Below are 17,359 nucleotides of genomic sequence, written 5' to 3' on the forward strand. Positions count from 1 at the left end.
TCGGCTCAGGCGAAGTCGAACACGAGCGGGAAAGCGAGGACGACTGTCCAGGCCCAGACGGCATACACGACCATGTAACGGGTCTGCCAGTGTTCCAGGCGGGCGAAGGGCATGCGGCCACGCACGAAGCCGAGGAACAGCCATGCCGACCACGCCAGGTTGGTGAGCAGGATGACGTTCTCGCCCAGTGCCGCGGTCTTGTTGGGGCTGAAACCCCACTCGGTGATCCGGCCGGTGATCGCCAGCAGCACCATGACGTCGATGATCAAAGCGCTGACGACGAGCGCGAGCTGCAAGCGGTCAAAGAGACCGGGCCGGGCCGCGAGCTCACGGGCGGAGATGGCATACAACAGCAGGCCCAGCACGATGACGAGCAGCAGGTCGAAGAGGATGAGCGCATCGCGCTCGACGTCGATGCCGTTGTTGGTCCAGATGATGGCGACCAGGAAGGCCAGCAGGGTGGCCGCGAAAAGCGGCGTGAAGACGCGGGTCAGCACCGGCGCCATGTTCTCGATGACGCTCTGCTTGGCCTCCACCAGCCATGCCGACACGATGACCGCGGCCATGGCACCGCACGGCAGCAGCCACGATTCGACGAATCCCTCGGCGTCAAGGCCGATGGCATCGAAGGTGCCCATCGTGAAGGCCATGAGCACGCCGCCACCCAGTCCAATGAGGCTGAAGTAGATCAGCCACTCCCCGGTGAACCGGATGAAGTCCATCCGCCGCCGGTCTGAACGCCAGTCACCGCCCACATAGGCGACGCCGACAACCAGCCACAGCGCGAGCGGCAGGTGGATCGCCGTGAGCACACTGGTCTGCGAGTCACCGGCCAGCGGATACGCGTTCGCGGCGACCGCGCCGAGAATGAACAGCAACGCGAGCACCCCGATGACGCGAAGACCGACCCGGCGTTGCCAAGCGAAGTAAGCGGCCAGCGCTGGCAGCGCGAAAAGGCTGACGTTTCGCGCGTAGAAGCCGGCATCGTCCCCTGACATGTCAAGCCCGAACCAGCCCGGCACCTTGATCGCGAGCGCCGCGATCGCCGCACAGAGCACCATGACAGGCAGCTCGCGACGGGAACGGGCGGCAGCGGGCGCGTCCGGCTCCCCGGGCAGCACGAGCTGCTTCCACAGCCGCTCGGAATGCTCGCAAGCGAACTCCCGCGACAGCTCATCGAGGCTGCCCATGCGTTTGACAGCGATGAGGAACGCCTCATCGGCTCGCAGGCCCGCCTCGGTCAGCTCGGTGATCCGGCTGCGAAGATGGTCTTCCAGCTCCTCGGCATCGGTGTGGTGCAGCTCCCGGCGGCGGTGCATGTAGGCCCGCCACTCGGCGATCTGGCCCTCCAGATCGTTGTCGCGGTCGACGGTCATAGTCCCGCCCCCCATGCCGGTGCCGTGATCGGTTTGATGGACTGTGTCGTGCTCCAGACGCCCCGCAGGGCGTCGACGACCGCGGCCCACTGGCGGCGCTGCTCGGCGAGCTCGGCCCGGCCCTGGTCGGTGATGCGGTAGTACTTGCGGCGGCGTCCCCCGGGCGGGGTCTCCCAGGCCGACTCGACGTGGCCAAGCCGCTCCAAGCGGTGCAGCAGCGGGTAGAGCAGGCCGTCGGTCCACTCCAGCCGCCCGCCCGACAGTTCGTTGACCTGCTTGAGGATGGCGTAGCCGTAGTTCTCGCCTTCGGCGAGGATCCCTAGCACGAGCGGCGTCGCCGAGGCCGCGACGAGGTCTTTGGTGATACGCATGTGACCGCCTAACCCTAGGACTGCAATGCATGGTAGTTCTAGGTATAGCGAGCGCGCAATCCGATTGCCGCGCGTCGCCCAGCGTGATGGGTGCAAACGGTGGCGAGGTCGCGGATCCGGCGGATGATGAAGGTGTTGATCAGCCAGCGGGACGCTGGAACGGCAGGCTAGGTTTCGTCGGCGCCGGCCCCTGGGCCTTCCGTCAACAATCTCCCCGGTGGGCCGACGAGGCTGCCATACCCAGCAGGATGAAAGAGAACGAACAAGGCGCCGCGCGGTCCCTGATGGACGCTCTGTCTCCGCTGGTTCGATAATGTACATTATGTCAAGTAGGCCGCTCGAGGGCCTCCTCCGCCACGACGAACTCAGGGGCCGGTTGCCGACGACGCGCCGGCGAAGTCACCGTCCGGGGTGCGGCCCGGAGTGGTTCGAGGCGCCGGTCACCTACCGGCTGGCGGCGGAGACCTGGCCGTAGACCTTCCGCGCGTGGCCTCTGAGCCGCGAGGCGGTCGTCGCGGAGCTGGCGACCGTAGCCTGCGCATCCTCGATGGCAACCTCGGCAGGTCCGACTGGCTCATCGTGGGCCGCGCGGTCGACACCGTCCCCTCTTCCCGGGATGGCCGGAAACCCGAAAATCCTGCATAATATCCCTTATGCATGACAAACGGGACGAATCGGTGGGACCGCTGATCGAGGAGTTCCTGACCGCGCGGGCCACCCGCAAGCCCTCCCCCCACACCCTGGCGGCGTACCGACGCGACCTGAACAGTGTCACCGCGCTGATGGGCGAGGAGAGCATCCCTCCCCTCCCCCTCGACCGGCTCATGATCGGCGCCCTCTCCCCCCGGGTCATGCGGGCCGCCTTCGCCCGGTTCGCCGCTCCCCGCGCCGCCGCCTCGGTGCACCGGGCCTGGTCGACGTGGAACAGCTTCTTCACCTTCCTGGTCGCCGAGGGGGTCGTACCGGGAAATCCGATGCCGGCGGTGGGACGGCCCCGCGCCCCGCTCCCCCAGCCCAAGCCGCTGCGGGGCGAGGACACCCCGGAGGAGCTGCTCGCCGCGGTGGCCCGCGAGGACGGCCGGCAGCGCGACCCGTGGCCGGAGCGGGACGTGGCCGTGCTGGCGTTGGCCCTGTGCGCCGGGCTGCGCCTGTCCGAGCTGCTGGCGCTGCGGGTGGCGTCGGTGACCGGCCGGCCCGGGGAACGGCGGGTCGACGTGGCCGGCAAGGGCGGTCGGCCGCGGGTGGTGCCGATCGAGGACGACCTGGACGGGGTGCTGGCGGAGTATCTGGACAGTCGCGCCCGCCGCTTCGGCGCGCGCAGCGTGCGGCCGGATTCCGCGCTGCTGGTGGACCGGCGGGGTGAGCCGCTGCGCCGGGGTGGGTTGCAGTATCTGGTGGAGTCCTGTTACCGGCGGGCGGGGATCGGCGACCGGGTGCCGCGTGGGGCGCGGCTGCACGCGCTGCGGCACACGTTCGCGACCCGGTTGGCGGAGGACGGGGCGAGCGCGGCGGAGATCATGCGCCTGCTGGGGCACGCGTCGTTGGCGTCGTCGCAGACGTACATCGAGGTGACGGCGGGTCAGCAGCGGGCGGCGGTGCGGTCGAACCGTACGAACCGGGCGTTGGCGGGTCTCGTGGGTGGGCGCGCTGTCGGACCGGAGGTTTAGCGTCGGAGGATGTCTCCTCTGCGGCTTGATCGAAACGAGGCCCGGCGGATCGCGGTCCGGGCGCAGTTGCTGGATGCGTCTCGGCCGACCGGGCTGCTGGCCCTGGTGGACCGGTTGACGTTCCTGCAGTTGGATCCGACGGCCGCGGTGGCGCCGAGCGCTGATCTGGTGGCGTGGAGTCGGCTGGGTGCGGCGTACGAGCCGGCGCATCTGCTGCGGGCGGTGGAGCGGGAGCGAACGTTGTTCGAGCATCGGGCGATGGTGCGGCCGATGGCGGACCTGGGGTTGTACCTGGCGGAGATGGTGGCGTGGCCGCAGGATGAGCGGCGGCGGGAGTGGTTGCGGGCCAACGAGTCGTTCCGCCGGTACGTGCTGGATCTGTTGCGGGACGCTGGGCCGTTGCTGTCGCGGGACGTGCCGGATCGCAGCGAGGTGTCGTGGCCGTCGACCGGGTGGACGAACAACCGCAACGTGACGCAGATGCTGGAGTTCCTGGTGGCGCGTGGGGAGATCGCGATCTCCGGCCGGGTGGGTCGGCAGCGGTTGTGGGATCTGGCGGAGCGGGTGTATCCGGCGGGTACGCCGGTGGTTGCGGCGGCGGAGGCGCTGCGCCGGCGTGACGAGCGGCGGCTGCGGTCGCTGGGGATCGCCCGGGCGTCGGTGGTCGGCGAGGCCGGTGAGCCGGCGGTGGTGGAGGGCACGTCCGGGTTGTGGCGGGTGGACCCGGCGGCGATCGGCGGGTCGTTCGCCGGTCGCACGGCGTTGCTGTCGCCGTTCGATCGGCTGGTGCACGACCGGGCGCGGGTGTTGGAGCTGTTCGGGTTCGAGTACCGCCTGGAGATGTACGTGCCGAGGGCGAAGCGGCGGTGGGGGTATTTCGCGTTGCCGGTGCTGCACCACCACGCGCTGGTGGGCAAGGTGGACGCGACGGCGGACCGGAAGGCGTCGGTGTTGCGGGTGCATGCGGTGCACGAGGACGTCCCGTTCGGCGCCGAGTTGGCCGAGGCGGTGCGCGCCGAGCTGGAGGCGTTGGCGTCGTGGCTGGATCTGAGGGAGGTCGAGCACGTGCGCGGCTAGCAGAAGTCCCCGGTTGGCGCACGGGTCAGTCCGGCCGGTGCTGCCTGTCGAGGGACGGCGGTGCCGCTGCAGCGCCCTGTGGTGGGCGTACGCGAGCAGCCGGTCGACGTCGGCCATGCTCCGGACGCCGGGGTTGAGCGCGCACGCCCACGGCCTCGCCCGCGGCCGGCCGTTGGGTCAGGGGGTGGCCGCCTGCTTGGCGATCAGCTCGAACGAGCGGATCCGGTCCTCGATGTCGTAGACCTGGGTGGTCAGCATCAGCTCGTCCGCACCCGTGCGCTCGCGCAGCTCGGCGAGCTGGCGGGCCACGGTCTCCGGGGAGCCGAGCGCCTGCCCCTCGAACCGCGACCGCGCCAGCTCCAGCTCCTGCGGCGTGTACGGGTACCGGGCCGCTTCCTCGGGGCTGGCCAGCAGCTGCGCCTGGCCGGTATGCATGCGCAGGAAGGACAGCATGGCCGGGCCGGCCAGGTACTCCGCGCGCTCGTCGGTATCCGCGCAGATCGCGTTGACCGAGACCATCGCGTACGGCTTGTCGAGGTACTCCGACGGGCGGAAGTGCTGCCGGTACAGGGCCAGCGCCGGCAGCGTGTTGGCGGAGCTGAAGTGGTGCGCGAAGCTGAACGGCAGGCCCAGCGTGCCGGCCAGCTGTGCGCTGAACCCGCCCGATCCGAGCAGCCAGATCTTCGGCATGTTGCCCAGCGCAGGGATCGCGGTGATCCCCATCCGGGGCTCGCGCCTGGTGAAGTACCCGATGAGATCGTCGAACTCCTGCGGGAACGCCTCGGCGGACAGGCCCTTCGTCGTCCGGCGCAGGGCCAGCGCGGTGACCTGGTCGGTGCCGGACGTCCGGCCGATGCCCAGGTCGACCCGGCCCGGGTGCAGCGCCTCCAGGGTGCCGAACTGCTCGGCCACCGCCAGCGGGGCATGGTTGGGCAGCTGCACGCCGCCCGAGCCGACCCGGATCGTCGAGGTCGACGCCGCCAAATGCGCGATCAGCACAGCCGGGGACGAACTGGCGACCCACGGCGTGTTGTGGTGCTCGGCCACCCAGAACCGGCGGTAACCCAGCTCCTCGGCGCGGACCGCGAGCGCCGTGGTGTGCCGGAGGGCCTCGGCGGAGGATCCGGTGGCGTCGACCGGAGCGACATCGAGGACAGAGAGAGGTACGTCAATCACAAGATCATTCCTTTGGTGGTGGGTTTGTCGTGTGGCGGGATGGTCTAAACCGGACTCCGGCCCGGGTGGCTAGCGGCGGAGCCGCCGGTGAACAGGGCCAACGCGGTGAGGTAGGCGCGCTTGGCGCCGAAGCGGCTCATGGCCCAGCAGTCAGCGGGATCACGGCGTAAAGAGCGAGCGTGTAGCCGGTGGCGACCCACTGCACGGTGGCGAGTGGCGCGTCGAACTCCGTCGCCAGCGGATGGAGAGCGACGTTGACGATGGTCACGTCGAGCACGGCCATGATCGAGCCGATGACGACGACCACTAGGGTACGGACGGGAGTGGCGGCGGATCCGGCGGTTCGTGCCGGTCCGGGGACGGTGCTCAGCCCCCCGTCACATACCGTACGGGTGCTCGGCGCGAGCGGTGCGCAGCGCGCGGCCCCACCACAACAGCTGGTCGACCATGTTCTTGGCGGCGCTCTCGAGGACCACCGGGTCGAGCGGTCTGCCGTCCTCGCCCAGCCCGGACCAGGGCCCGTGCAGGCTGACGGAGTCGCGCACAGTCATGGCGTGCAGCTCGGCGAAGACCTGACGAAGCTGCTCGACGGCGCGAAGCCCGCCGCTCAACCCGCCGTAGGAGACGAAGCCGATCGGCTTGGCCTGCCACTGGGTGTAGTGCCAGTCGATGAGGTTCTTCAACGAGGCCGGAAAGCTGTGGTTGTACTCGGGCGTGACGACGACGAACGCCTCGGCGGCGGCCAGCCGTGGGCTGACGTCGGCGAGAGCGGCCTGAGTCCCCGGCGCGGGGGCGGGAAGGCCGTCCCACCCGGGCATGGACACGGGAAGATCCAGGCCGGCGACATCGACAACGTCCAGATCGATGTCGGGGCGGTGGCCCACATGGCCGGTGAACCACTCGGCGACCGACAGGCCGGCGCCGCCGCCACGAGCACTTCCGATGATGACGGCGACCCGGAGCGCGGGGTCGTTCGAAGGTGCGAAGTCAGACATCGCGGTCTCCCCTCTCGTTTCATTGCCACGATTCGCTGCACCTCAGGTAGCATACAACGGGTATTGCAAAAGATAAAACGATCATTGTAATCGGCCTTGATCGACATGTGGGAGATGAAGCGATGACCGGCACGGGCTCAGAGGACAAGACAAGGACGGCCCAGCCGCGGCGGGGCCGGGTGGACAAGGCGACAGCGATCATGCAGGCCGCGTGCGAGGTCTTCGGACGGGACGGCTACTCCCGGGCCAGCATCGACACGATCGCCGCCGAGGCCAGCGCCTCGACTCGCACCATCTACAACCACTTCCCGGGTGGGAAGGAGGAGTTGTTCCGCTCCATCATGCATATGAGCGCAGAGCGGGTCAGGGACGAGCAGCTCGCGCAGCTGCGGAGGTACCTGGACCCGGAGCGTCCGCCGCATCCTGACGACCTTGAACGTGACCTGCTCGCTCTGGCCCGCGCCTGGGTCGGCCTGATAACGGACTGCCGCGACCACTTCTCGCTGGTGCGGCACATCTACGCGGAAGCCGGGCACATCCCGGCCGAGGTCTTGGATGCCTGGCAGGAGGCCGGACCGCGCGTGGTGGACCGCGAGGTGGCGTCTGCCATGGCCGCGTTGGGCGATCGTGGCCTGATCGACGTCCACGGCAGCCCGGCCCAGGCCGCCGCCCATTTCATGGCGTTGATCTCAACCGAGATCACGCAACGGTCCTACTGGGGGGTCAGCCCGCTCCCGCCGGAGGAGGCCGACCGGCTGACCGCCGCCGGAGTACGCGCGTTCCTGCGGGCGTACGGCTCTGCGGGCTGAGTTGGAGCCGCCCTCAAACCGGAACCCGGCAATCGGTCGAGGCTCGGCCCCCGGCCCGCGGTCCTCCTCAGCGTCGGCGGCGGGCGGCGGGGTAGTGCTCGGCGGTGACGCGGGCGGAGGTCTCCTCGCCGAGGCGTACGTAGTGCCCGAGGCTGGCCAGGTGCTGATGGCGGCTTTCGGCCTGCAGCTCCACAACGCGGCAACGCCTGTACGGCCCGGACGACGTCCGTGATGCCGAGCTGGCCAACCTGCTGCGCCGGGGCGGCTACCTGCTGGAACACATAGCGACCGTCATGCAGCAGGTGCGTGCTGCCGACGGCACCGGGCCCCTGGCTGCGTCCGTGGACGCCTGGCGGCAGCGGCTGGCCGCCCGGGGACACGCGATGCTGGTCGCCTCCGGCCGCCTCGCCGACTACCTCGAGACGGCCGGACTTTGACTGGTTCCGGCCGGTGGCAGGATCGCTGGATGCGGGTGGGCGAGGCGCGGGCGGTGGCGGTCGACTGGGTACGGGAGCACGCGCGGCGGGATCCGGGTGTGCGGGGTGCGTTCTTCAGCGGGTCGACGGTGGGGTTGCCGGACGAGGCGGTGCTGCCAGTGTCGTCGGACGTGGACGTGGTGGTGGTGCGTGACGAGCCGGCAGCGAAGGTGGGCAAGTTCCGCCGCGCCGGGGTGCTGCTGGAGGTCACGGCGCTGACCTGGGATGACCTGGGGTCGCCGGAGGACGTGCTGGGGTCGTGGGTGTTCGCGCCGTGTTTCCGTACGGACACGGTGGTGCTGGATCCGACGGGGCGGTTGGCGGCGGTGCGGGACCGGGTGGCGGCGGGGTTCGCCGATCCGGTGTGGGTGCGGCGGCGGTGTGCGGGGGTGCGCCGCCGGGTGGAGGACGGGCTGCGGGTGCTGGACGCGGCGGCGCCGCTGCACGAGCAGGTGCTGGCGTGGTTGTTTCCGACGTCGGTGGTGGCGCTGCTGCCGGTGGTGGCGGGGTTGCGGAACCCGACGGTGCGGCGGCGGTACGTGCTGGCCGGGGAGGTGCTGGCGGCGCACGGGTTGGCCGACCGGTATCCGGAGCTGTTGGCGTCGTTGGACGGTGGCGGGGTGGGTCCGGAGCGGGTGCGGGGGCAGCTGGCCGGGTTGGCGGCGACGTTCGACGAGGCGGCGCGGGTGGCGCGGACCCGGTTCGCCTTCAGCGCGGACGTGAGCCCGGCGGCGCGGGCGGTGGTGGTGGACGGCGGCGCGGAGTTGATCGCGGCGGGGCGGCACCGGGAGGCGATGTTCTGGATCGTGGTGACGTACGCCCGCTGCCACGCGATCCTGGCGGCGGACGCCCCGGAGCGGGAGGTGGCGTTGCGGCCGGCGTTCGAGGCGGCGGTGGCGGATCTGGGGGTGTTGTCGGCGGCGGACCGGCGGCGGCGGGCGGACGAGTTGTTGGCGGCGCTGCCGGGCTGGTGGGCGGTGTCGGGTGCGGTCGGCGGGTGGGATGTGGCAGGCTGACCGCTGACGCGACTGGCGGCACCGGGGATGGCAGTAACCATCGGGGAGCTCGTCGCGGGGGTCGACCGCCTGGGCCTCCGCGGGCGGGGTGAGCCATGTCTTCTACGGGTTCGACGGCCCGGATTCTGGCCGGTAAGCCGGTGGCGGAGCAGGTGTTGGCGGAGGTCGCCGAGGGTGTGCTGGCGCTGCGCGCGGCGGGGGTGACGCCGGCGCTGGCGACGGTGCTGGTGGGCGACGACGACGCGAGTGCCGGGTACATCCGGATCAAGCAGCGGCAGGCGGCGGAGCTGGGGTTCTCCTCCCCGCACGTGCATCTGCCGGCGTCGGCGTCGCAGGCGGATCTGCACCGGGTGTTGGAGGACTTCAACGCCGACAAGGACGTGCACGGGGTGCTGGTGCAGCATCCGATCCCAGCGCACCTGGACTACGACCGGGCGTTGCAGGTCCTGGATCCGGACAAGGACGTGGACGGGATGCACCCGGTGAACATGGGCCGGTTGGCGTTGGGGCTGCCGGGGCCGTTGCCGTGTACGCCGGCGGGGATCGAGGCGTTGCTGGCGTTCCACGGGGTGCCGGTGTCGGGCCGGGAGGTGGTGATCCTGGGTCGGGGCGCCACGTTGGGTCGACCGTTGGCGATGCTGTTGGCGCAGAAGCGGCCGACGGCGAACGCGGCGGTGACGGTGGTGCACACCGGGGTGGCGGACTGGCCGCGGTACACGCGGCGGGCGGAGATCCTGGTGGCGGCGGCGGGGGTGCCGGGGATCATCCAGCCGGAGCATGTGCGCCCCGGCGCGGTGGTGGTCGGCGGCGGGGTCCGGTACGAGGGGCGGCGGTTGCTGCCGGACGTGGACGAATCGTGCGCCGAGGTGGCGGGGGCGATCACCCCGCGGGTCGGTGGGGTGGGTCCGACGACGGTGGCGATGTTGTTCCGCAACGCGGTGCGGGCGGCGCAGCGGGCCGCCGGGATGGGCTGATCCGCGACGCTCTCCGCCGCGCTGGCCGTGGTCCGACCCTCGCAGGGTACGAGGTCGACTCAGCCGAGGTCGACGACGAGGGGCCGGTGGTCGGAGATCGCCGACAGCGGGGTGTCGACGGCGGTGACGGCTGGGAGCCGGTCGAGGCCCTGCCGGTCGGCGAGGATGTGGTCGAGCTGGACGCGGGGTTGCCCGGCCGGGTAGGTGGGGCGCCGGCCGAGGGGGCGCCACCGGGACAGCAGCGCGGCGGGTCCGGCGGGGAGGTTGAGGTCGCCGAGGAGGATCCGCGGGGCGGGCAGGGCGCGCAGGGCGCGCACGACGCGGCGCAGTTGGAGGATGTTCCAGCCGGGGACGAAGGACAGGTGGGTGGCGGCGACGGTGACCGGGCCGTGCGGGGTGTCCAGGACGGCGGCGAGGACGACGCGGGGTTCGTCGCGCAGCAGGATGAGCCCGCCGCCGGGGCCGGGGACGTAGATCGGGGACCGTACGGGGGCGGGGCGTAGCCGGGTGACCTGCCAGGAGCGGACGGGGTGGCGGCTGACCAGGCCGATGCCGTAGCAGGGTTCGCCGTGGCCGTCGTCGTCGTGGGTCAGGGGCCGGAACTGTTCGCCGGGGGTGCCGACGACGGCGGCGGCGAAGCGGTGTTCGGGGGCGCCGAGGGCGCGGGCGGCGATGGCGGTGAGGTCCAGGTTGCCGCTGCGGGACTGGTCGCGGTCGACCTCCTGCAGGGCGAGGATGTCGGCGTCGAGGGCGGTGACGGCGGCGGTGAGCCGGTCGGGGTCGACGAGTCCGTCGGTAAGGGATCGCCCGTGCAGCAGGTTGAAGGTGGCCAGGCGCACGTGCACACCCTACGTCTCCATGCCAGGGTTGCCGGGTGCTCAAGGCGTTGGTGTGTTCGGTGCTGGTGTTCGTGGCGGTGGCGTCGGCCGGTCTGTGGTTGCGGCGGCGGCGGGGCCGGTGAGGCTCGCGGCGGGGCGGTGAGCCTGGCCACAGGTGGTCTCGCCGGTCCGCCGGGGTGGGCAGAATGGCCGCCCGTGGACCCCTTGTCGCTGACCACCCTGCTGACCGCGGCCGCCATGGCGGGCTGGGTGGACGCGGTGGTCGGCGGGGGTGGCCTGTTGCTGCTGCCGGCGCTGCTGGTGGCCGCGCCGGGGGTGCCGGTGGCGACCGCGTTGGGCACGAACAAGCTGGCCGCGATCTTCGGCACGTCGACGGCGGCGGTGACGTACGCGCGGCGGACGAAGCTGGACTGGGCGGTGGCGGGGCCGGCGGCGGCGTTGGCGGTGGTGACGGCCGGGCTCGGCGCGGCCCTGGCGGGGGCGGTGCCGGCCGGGGCGTACCGGCCGGTGGTGCTGGTCGTGCTGGTGTCGGTGGCGCTGTTCGTGCTGGCGCGGCCCCGGTTGGGGGTCGTGGCGCAGCCGGCGCGACGTACTCCGCGGCGGGTGGTCGCGGCGGTGGCGGTGGCCGGGCTGGGCATCGCCCTGTACGACGGGTTGATCGGCCCGGGTACGGGAACGTTCCTGGTGTTGGCGTTCACCGCGCTGATCGGGGCGGACTTCGTGCACGGTTCGGCGATGGCGAAGGTGGTCAACGCCGGGACGAACCTGGGTGCGCTGGTGGTGTTCGCGTGCACCGGGCACGTGTGGTGGCTGCTGGGCGCGGCGATGGCGGTGTGCAACGTCGCCGGAGCCGCGCTGGGCGCGCGGATGGCGCTGCGGCGCGGCTCCGGCTTCGTGCGGGTGGTGTTGCTGGTGGTGGTGCTGGCCCTGGTCGGGAAGCTGGGCTACGACCAGTGGCTGGCCGGCTGAGGCGGCTGCTGGGCCGGCGGTCGCGCTGACCGGCGCGGCGGCGGGTCAGGCGTGCTTGACGACGTCGTCGTAGTCGAGGCGGGGCAGGCGGGGGAACCAGGCGTCCGGGCCGGGCTTGCCGATGTTGACCACGAGCACGGACTTCCAGCCGTTGTCGGCGAAGAACTCCTTGTCGAGGCCCTCGGCGTCGAAGCCGCCCATCGGTCCCGCGGCCAGCCCGGCGGCCCGGACGGCGAGCAGCCAGTAGCCGATCTGCAGGGTGGCGTTGAACCGCGCCATCCGCTCGCGGCCCTGCACGTCGCCGGCGAGGGCGTCGCGCATCTGCGCGCGGATCGGGAAGACCCGCGGGATGAACTCGTGGAAGTCGGTGTCGGCGGCCAGCACCGCGACGACGGGGGCGCTGGCGGTCTTGGCCCGGTTGCCCTCGTTCATGTGGGTGAGCAGCCGTTCGCGGGGCTCGCCGTCGCGGACGTAGAGCACCCGCAGCGGCTGGGTGTTCGCGGCGGTGGGCGGGTACTTGGCGAGTTCGAAGATGGCCCGCAGCTGCTCGTCGGTGACGGGCTCGTCGGTGAAGGTGTTGGCGGTGCGGGCGTCGGTGAACAGCTGCGCCTGCGCCTCGGGGTGCAGGGTGATCAGGTCGCTCATCAGGGTCCTCGCTCTGACAGGAGGGGTAACTCCCGCAACGGTAGCAGCTAGCTTTTTAGTAGCCCCTTCCCGTGTGGGGGTCGCCGGTATTCTGTGGGGATGACGGTCAGGCCGGACGCCGGCGGTACGGCGCGCATGTGCGACGGGGGGCTCGCCACCGCGTTCGCGTTCCTCGGCAAGCGGTGGAACGGCGTGCTGCTGGGCACCCTGGCCAACGGTCCGGCCGGCTTCGCCGAGCTGACCCGCGCGCTGCCCGGGATCAGCGAGTCCGTGCTCTCCGACCGCCTCGGCGAACTGGCCCGGGTCGGGCTGGTCTCCCGCACCGTGCGGGAGGGGCCGCCGCTGGGGGTGAGCTACCAGCTCACCGAGCGGGGCGCGGCGCTGCTGCCCGCCCTGGACGCCCTGGCGCGCTGGGCCCACGAGAACCTGCCCGTCGAACCGGGACGCCGCCCGGGCTGCTGACCGGCGCCTGTGTGATCATCATCCGATGCCCGTACGCGCCGAACACGACCGGGCCGTCCTGGCCGACCTGCTGGGCCGGGACCCGGTGCTGCACGCGTACCAGCTGGGCGACCTGGACGACTTCTTCTGGCCGTACACCTCGTGGTTCCGCCGCGGGGAGCAGGTGGCGCTGCTCTACCACGGTGTCGACCCGCCGACGCTGCTGGCGTTCGCGCCACCGGAACGGACCGCGGAGCTGGCGGAGCTGCTGACCGAGCTGGCGCCGCTGCTGCCGGCCCGCCTGTACGCGCACCTGTCCCCCGGCCTGGGCCCGGTGCTGGCGCCCTGGTTCCGGGTCGACGCGGCCACGGCGCACCTCAAGATGGCACTGACCGATCCGGCGCGCCTTGCGGCGGTCCAGCCGGCCGGTGAGCCGCTGTCGGCGGCGGACCTACCGCAGCTGCACGAGCTGTACGCCGCGGCGTATCCGGGCAACTGGTTCGATCCGCGGATGCTGGACACCGGCCAGTACGTGGGGATCCGGCAGGGCGGTGACCTTGTCGCGGTGGCCGGCGTGCACGTCTGGTCCCCCACCTGGCGGGTGGCGGCGCTGGGCAACGTCACCACCCACCCCCGGGTACGGGGGCGGGGGTTGGCCGGCGCGGCGGTGGCGGCGTTGTGCGGGCGGCTGCGCGCGAGCGTCGACCACGTCACGTTGAACGTGAAGGTGGACAACGCCACGGCGGTGCGGCTGTACGAGCGGCTGGGCTTCACCCGGGTCGCCGACTACGGCGAGTACGAGCTGACCGCCCTCGGTCGGGTGTGACGGTCTGTCACGTCCCGCCGCCACGCCAGGTCAGCGGCGCCGGCTGGGTGAGTCGAAGCGGCCGGCGCGGATCTCCCGCAGCGCCTTGCGGCGGGTGTCGCCGCGCAGCGTGTCGACGTAGAGGCGGCCCCGCAGGTGGTCGGTCTCGTGCTGCAGGGCGCGGGCCAGGAAGCCGCTGCCGGCGATGGTCAGCGGCTGCCCATGCTGGTCGAAGCCGTGCGCGGTGGCGTGCATCGCCCGCGTGGTCGGGAAGTACAGCCCGGGGATGGACAGGCAGCCCTCGTCGTCGTCCTGCGGCTCCTCGGAGAGCTCCAGCGTCGGGTTGATCATGTGCCCGCGGTGGCCGTCGGCGTCGTAGACGAACACCTGCGCGCTCACCCCGATCTGCGGGGCGGCCACGCCGGCCCGGCCGGGCGCGCCGAGCAGGGTGTCCATCAGGTCGGCGACGAGGGCGCGCAGGTCGGCGTCGAAGCTGGTCACCGGCTCGCACGGGGTGCGCAGCACAGGGTCGCCGATGATCCGGATCGGGCGCATAGTCATGCCCGGAAGGCTAGCCGTCCGTTACGGCCGCCGGCGCGTGCACCCGCCGGTCAGGCGTCGGCGGGCCGGTCGCGGACGAGGACCTCGATGCCGTCGAGGATGCGCGCCAGGCCGAACTCGAAGGCCCGGGCCGGGTCGCTCGCGGCCTGGTACTCCTGCCCGGCGGCGGTGCCGACCCGGGCGGCCAGGGGGAACCGCCGCGGGTCCAGCACCTTCTCCAGGTAGGGGGCGTGGGCATGCCACCACTGCTGCTCGGTCATCCCGGTGCGCTGGGCGGCCTGGGCGGCCTCCACCGCGCCGCGTACCGCGCCGTGGACGTAGCCGCCCACGAGGGTGATGACGGAGTCCATCTCCAGGTCAGTCAGGCCGATGCCGTCGACCGCGCGCAACTCGTACTCGTACCTGGCGGTGATGTTCGGGCCGAGCGGGGGGCGGGTGGTGGCGACCTGGAGCAGCCACGGGTGGCGCAGGTAGAGCGCCCAGTTCTCCCGGGCGATCTGCTCCAGCCGGCCGCGCCAGCCGCCGGGGACGTCCTGCGGTCGGGCTGTCTCGCCGTAGACGGTGTCGAGCATGACGTCGAGCAGCTCACCCTTGCCGGGCACGTGCGTGTAGAGCGACATCGTGCCCACACCGAGGCGCTCGGCGACGCGGCGCATGGACAGCGCGGCCAGCCCCTCCGCGTCGGCGACCTCGATGGCCGCCCGGACTATCCGGTCGACGCTCAGGTCACCGCCGCGGCGGCTGGACTTCTCCCGGGTGCGCCAGAGCAGGGCGAGGCTGCGGGCGGGATCGCCGGTGCCGCTGTACTCGGTGGTCACCCCGGTCACTGTAGCGACTGCTGATGTGGTGGATTCCGGATGTATACCGCCCTAACGGGTGATAACGTCCGGGTTGGCCGGAAGGCGCCAATCCGCCGGTGAGTAGTTCTTCCCCTCCCCGTGTGCCCGAACCTGTCGACCGGGACCGTTGACCACGTCCCGCGCGCACCAGCCGTTCCCCGGACAGGAAACTCCAGGCTGGCCACTTGCCGCCACCGGCAACGGGCGTGGACGAACCGGTCAGGGGCGGGGTGTGCCGTGCGCGTCGTGACGACGGGAGCGGCCGGGTTCATCGGCTCGACCCTGGTGGACCGCCTGTTGCGCGACGGCCACAGCGTGCTCGCCGTGGATGACCTCTCCACTGGCCATCTCGACAACCTTGCCGGATCGGTCGATGACCCACGCCTCACCTTCCTCGAGACCGACGTGGTCGCCGACATGGCGCGTCGGGAGATGACGTCGTACCGGGCGGAGGTGTTCTTCCACCTGGCCGCCCAGATGGACGTACGCCACAGCGTGGCGGACCCGGTCGGGGACGCCCGCCGCAACGTGCTCGGCTCCCTGGCCGTGCTGGAGAGTGCCCGGGCAAGCGGTGCCCGCAAGCTCGTCTTCGCCTCATCGGGCGGCACCATCTACGGGGATCAACCGAGGTACCCCGTCCACGAGTCCGCGCTCGTCGATCCGGTTTCTCCGTACGGCGCCGCCAAGGTATGCGGCGAGACCTACCTGCGCGTGTACCGCCACCTGCACCGTCTGCAGACGACGGCGCTGGCTCTCGGAAACGTCTACGGACCGCGCCAGGATCCGCACGGGGAGGCGGGAGTCGTGTCCATCTTCGCCTCGACCCTGCTCGAGGGTCGACCCACGATGATCTTCGGCCGCAGACGTACAGCCTCTGATCGCCCACCGACAAGAACTTCCCGCTCGTCCTGGGGCGTGGTTGGGCGGGTTTCGAGCCGACCGTCGGACGCATGGCGACGACCACCGTGAGTCTCCTTCAACCGCAGCGTCCGAGCTCACTGGTTCGCCGACGTGCCAGGGCATAGCGATCTGCCCGGAATGCCTTTAACATACCCCTTTGGTAACCGACGTCGCGTCGGCTTGACAAAAGAGGCAACCCCGGATCATCGAAGGCGGCCGGGAGCGGTGGAGGTCCCGCCCGTCCCATCCGGGCTGGCATGGCTCAACAGAGCGGGGCGGCACGCCGCGCACCTCCTCGGTGAGCTAACGGCCATGGCTAATCGACGGCTTAGTGGCGGCTTAAATCCGCCATAGCCGGCGCCCGAGTGTCAGTGGGCGCCCGTACTGTTCACCGCGCGGAAGGTCGGGGTCCGAAGGACGTCTGCACCCGGCCGCCCCAGGCGTGAACCGCCGAGGGCAACGACCCCGGCCCTTCCGTCCAACGTGAGCCGCGCGCCGCCCACCCCGCCGAGGGCGGCGCGCGGTGTCTTTCAGCGGACCCGCTTCGCGGCGTACGCCTCGTGGAAGCGCTCGAGGGCGAGAACCATGAACCGCGGCCGGTTCGTCCACCACTCCAGCGGCCCCGCGACGCTGGCCTTGACCGGCATCTTGTCGCCGTACTCGGCGGTCCACTTGTCGACGTACTCCTGCCAGTGCGCGGGGTCGCAGTAGACGCCGACGAAGCGCTTCATCGCCTCGGCCACCGCGGCGTCCACGGCGACCCGGTCGACCTGCCAGGCGGGCGCGTCGTTGACGATGTCGTCGACGGCGACGTCCACGCCGCCCTCCTCGCGGCGGCGCTTGGCCGCCCGGGCCTGCTTCGACACCTTGGCAGTGGCGCCGGGCAGCTGCTCCGGCGGCTGCCAGCACTCGAGCAGCTCCAGGTGCCCGTCGGACACCCGGCAGGCGACCAGCGCGGTCGCATCGAAGTCCCGGGAGCCGTCGAACCCGAGGGTGACCAGGTCCTTGTCGGCCAGCGCGCAGTCGGCGCGGCCGGTCGCGTCCCACTCGGTGGCGGTCAGCGCCTCCCGATGGGCTGAGCGGCAATGGCCCGCTTCCTCTGCTGGCTGATCGGCCGGCAACCGGTCGTGCCCCCGCCGGCACCCGTACACACCGTCTCCCGGCCGCCCTGCGCGCCCGGGCGCCGTCGTCCGCGCCGCCGCCGGCCGCTCGCCGGCACCGCCCTGCCCCGCTCCCCCCTGGAACCGCTCCGCCGGCCGGTAGCCACGCACCCCGCAACCGGCTGGCGGGTCCGCTGCCGGTCATGTGATCTCCACCCCGACCGAGCGGCCCTGCGGTTACGGACGGCGCTCTGGTCGATGGCCTGGGTGGCGCCGGTCGCCGCCGTGACGGTTGCGGTGCTGGTCCGGCGCGGTGCCGCCCT

The 17,359-nt window shown here is 71.7% G+C and carries 19 protein-coding genes, 2 pseudogenes and 1 riboswitch; of the genes and pseudogenes, 10 read left to right on the top strand and 11 right to left on the bottom strand.

Annotated features, from left to right (window positions below; all coding sequences use genetic code 11):
- Nucleotides 1-5: 5 nt before the first annotated feature.
- Together ACTWO6_RS17405 and ACTWO6_RS17410 are read right to left on the bottom strand one after the other, a co-directional pair.
- A complete protein-coding gene (locus ACTWO6_RS17405; protein ID WP_446214880.1) occupies nt 6-1,376 on the bottom strand; it encodes a permease prefix domain 1-containing protein in 1,371 nt (456 codons plus the stop codon).
- The gene (locus ACTWO6_RS17410) at nt 1,373-1,747 is read right to left on the bottom strand and encodes a PadR family transcriptional regulator (RefSeq protein WP_446214881.1); all 375 of its coding nucleotides are present in this window, start codon (nt 1,745-1,747) and stop codon (nt 1,373-1,375) included. The genes ACTWO6_RS17405 and ACTWO6_RS17410 overlap by 4 nt, the downstream gene beginning before the upstream one ends.
- 653 nt (nt 1,748-2,400) lie before the next feature.
- On the opposite strand from ACTWO6_RS17410, the gene ACTWO6_RS17415 reads away from it, so the two are divergent.
- On the top strand, nt 2,401-3,414 hold the full coding sequence (locus ACTWO6_RS17415) for a tyrosine-type recombinase/integrase (RefSeq protein ID WP_446214882.1): 1,014 nt from the start codon (nt 2,401-2,403) through the stop codon (nt 3,412-3,414).
- A gap of 9 nt (nt 3,415-3,423) precedes the next feature.
- Nucleotides 3,424-4,491: a DNA glycosylase AlkZ-like family protein gene (locus tag ACTWO6_RS17420; protein ID WP_446214883.1), complete on the top strand. Its 1,068-nt coding sequence runs from the start codon at nt 3,424-3,426 to the stop codon at nt 4,489-4,491.
- Between the two features lie 177 nt (nt 4,492-4,668).
- On the opposite strand, the gene ACTWO6_RS17425 is transcribed toward ACTWO6_RS17420, so the two are convergent.
- The 3 genes and pseudogenes from ACTWO6_RS17425 to ACTWO6_RS17435 all read right to left on the bottom strand — a co-directional run bounded on the left by ACTWO6_RS17425 (nt 4,669) and on the right by ACTWO6_RS17435 (nt 6,662).
- Nucleotides 4,669-5,667, bottom strand: coding sequence for an LLM class flavin-dependent oxidoreductase (locus ACTWO6_RS17425; RefSeq protein WP_446214884.1), 999 nt, complete (start codon nt 5,665-5,667; stop codon nt 4,669-4,671).
- A gap of 77 nt (nt 5,668-5,744) precedes the next feature.
- Nucleotides 5,745-5,974, bottom strand: a pseudogene (locus ACTWO6_RS17430) (MFS transporter); the annotation flags it as partial.
- 70 nt (nt 5,975-6,044) lie between these two features.
- Entirely contained in the window at nt 6,045-6,662 is a 618-nt protein-coding gene (locus ACTWO6_RS17435) for an NADPH-dependent FMN reductase (RefSeq protein WP_446214885.1), read from the bottom strand.
- Nucleotides 6,663-6,784: 122 nt separating this feature from the next.
- Here ACTWO6_RS17435 and ACTWO6_RS17440 point away from each other — a divergent pair, with 122 nt between their 5' ends.
- Complete coding sequence (locus tag ACTWO6_RS17440; protein ID WP_446214886.1) at nt 6,785-7,471, top strand: TetR/AcrR family transcriptional regulator; 687 nt, start codon at nt 6,785-6,787, stop codon at nt 7,469-7,471.
- A 67-nt stretch (nt 7,472-7,538) separates the two neighbouring features.
- Here ACTWO6_RS17440 and ACTWO6_RS17445 read toward each other — a convergent pair whose 3' ends face one another.
- On the bottom strand, nt 7,539-7,664 hold the full coding sequence (locus ACTWO6_RS17445) for a hypothetical protein (protein ID WP_446214887.1): 126 nt from the start codon (nt 7,662-7,664) through the stop codon (nt 7,539-7,541).
- A gap of 10 nt (nt 7,665-7,674) precedes the next feature.
- Here ACTWO6_RS17445 and ACTWO6_RS17450 point away from each other — a divergent pair.
- The 3 genes and pseudogenes from ACTWO6_RS17450 to ACTWO6_RS17460 all read left to right on the top strand — a co-directional run.
- Nucleotides 7,675-7,908 (top strand): annotated as a pseudogene (locus ACTWO6_RS17450) (MerR family transcriptional regulator); the annotation flags it as partial.
- Between the two features lie 29 nt (nt 7,909-7,937).
- Nucleotides 7,938-8,963, top strand: a complete 1,026-nt coding sequence (locus ACTWO6_RS17455; protein ID WP_446214888.1) for a hypothetical protein — start codon at nt 7,938-7,940, stop codon at nt 8,961-8,963.
- A riboswitch (ZMP/ZTP riboswitch) is annotated at nt 8,962-9,045 on the top strand. (Overlaps the previous gene by 2 nt.)
- Nucleotides 9,046-9,058: 13 nt before the next feature.
- Entirely contained in the window at nt 9,059-9,937 is an 879-nt protein-coding gene (locus ACTWO6_RS17460; protein ID WP_446214889.1) for a bifunctional 5,10-methylenetetrahydrofolate dehydrogenase/5,10-methenyltetrahydrofolate cyclohydrolase, read from the top strand.
- A gap of 59 nt (nt 9,938-9,996) precedes the next feature.
- On the opposite strand, the gene ACTWO6_RS17465 is transcribed toward ACTWO6_RS17460, so the two are convergent.
- Nucleotides 9,997-10,776, bottom strand: coding sequence for an endonuclease/exonuclease/phosphatase family protein (locus ACTWO6_RS17465; protein WP_446214890.1), 780 nt, complete (start codon nt 10,774-10,776; stop codon nt 9,997-9,999).
- A gap of 249 nt (nt 10,777-11,025) precedes the next feature.
- Between ACTWO6_RS17465 and ACTWO6_RS17470 the strand changes: the two genes are divergently transcribed.
- A complete protein-coding gene (locus ACTWO6_RS17470; RefSeq protein ID WP_446220690.1) occupies nt 11,026-11,745 on the top strand; it encodes a sulfite exporter TauE/SafE family protein in 720 nt (239 codons plus the stop codon).
- A gap of 45 nt (nt 11,746-11,790) precedes the next feature.
- On the opposite strand, the gene ACTWO6_RS17475 is transcribed toward ACTWO6_RS17470, so the two are convergent.
- Nucleotides 11,791-12,390, bottom strand: a complete 600-nt coding sequence (locus tag ACTWO6_RS17475) for a malonic semialdehyde reductase (protein WP_446214891.1) — start codon at nt 12,388-12,390, stop codon at nt 11,791-11,793.
- Nucleotides 12,391-12,489: 99 nt separating this feature from the next.
- Between ACTWO6_RS17475 and ACTWO6_RS17480 the strand changes: the two genes are divergently transcribed.
- Both ACTWO6_RS17480 and ACTWO6_RS17485 read left to right on the top strand, forming a co-directional pair.
- Nucleotides 12,490-12,852 carry a winged helix-turn-helix transcriptional regulator gene (locus tag ACTWO6_RS17480; RefSeq protein WP_446214892.1) on the top strand — a complete coding sequence of 121 codons (363 nt, stop codon included), beginning with the start codon at nt 12,490-12,492 and terminating at the stop codon, nt 12,850-12,852.
- Nucleotides 12,853-12,877: 25 nt separating this feature from the next.
- Entirely contained in the window at nt 12,878-13,657 is a 780-nt protein-coding gene (locus ACTWO6_RS17485; protein WP_446214893.1) for a GNAT family N-acetyltransferase, read from the top strand.
- A 30-nt stretch (nt 13,658-13,687) separates the two neighbouring features.
- Here ACTWO6_RS17485 and def read toward each other — a convergent pair whose 3' ends face one another.
- Together def and ACTWO6_RS17495 are read right to left on the bottom strand one after the other, a co-directional pair.
- Nucleotides 13,688-14,197 (bottom strand): peptide deformylase, encoded by a 510-nt coding sequence (gene def / locus ACTWO6_RS17490; RefSeq protein ID WP_446214894.1) that lies wholly within the window; start codon nt 14,195-14,197, stop codon nt 13,688-13,690.
- 50 nt (nt 14,198-14,247) lie between these two features.
- Nucleotides 14,248-15,015, bottom strand: a complete 768-nt coding sequence (locus ACTWO6_RS17495) for a TetR/AcrR family transcriptional regulator (protein WP_446214895.1) — start codon at nt 15,013-15,015, stop codon at nt 14,248-14,250.
- 258 nt (nt 15,016-15,273) lie between these two features.
- Between ACTWO6_RS17495 and ACTWO6_RS17500 the strand changes: the two genes are divergently transcribed.
- A complete protein-coding gene (locus tag ACTWO6_RS17500; RefSeq protein WP_446214896.1) occupies nt 15,274-16,005 on the top strand; it encodes an NAD-dependent epimerase/dehydratase family protein in 732 nt (243 codons plus the stop codon).
- A gap of 461 nt (nt 16,006-16,466) precedes the next feature.
- On the opposite strand, the gene ACTWO6_RS17505 is transcribed toward ACTWO6_RS17500, so the two are convergent.
- Nucleotides 16,467-17,087: a hypothetical protein gene (locus tag ACTWO6_RS17505; RefSeq protein ID WP_446214897.1), complete on the bottom strand. Its 621-nt coding sequence runs from the start codon at nt 17,085-17,087 to the stop codon at nt 16,467-16,469.
- Nucleotides 17,088-17,359 lie beyond the last annotated feature (272 nt).

Source organism: Micromonospora sp. IBHARD004 (genome assembly GCF_052814115.1).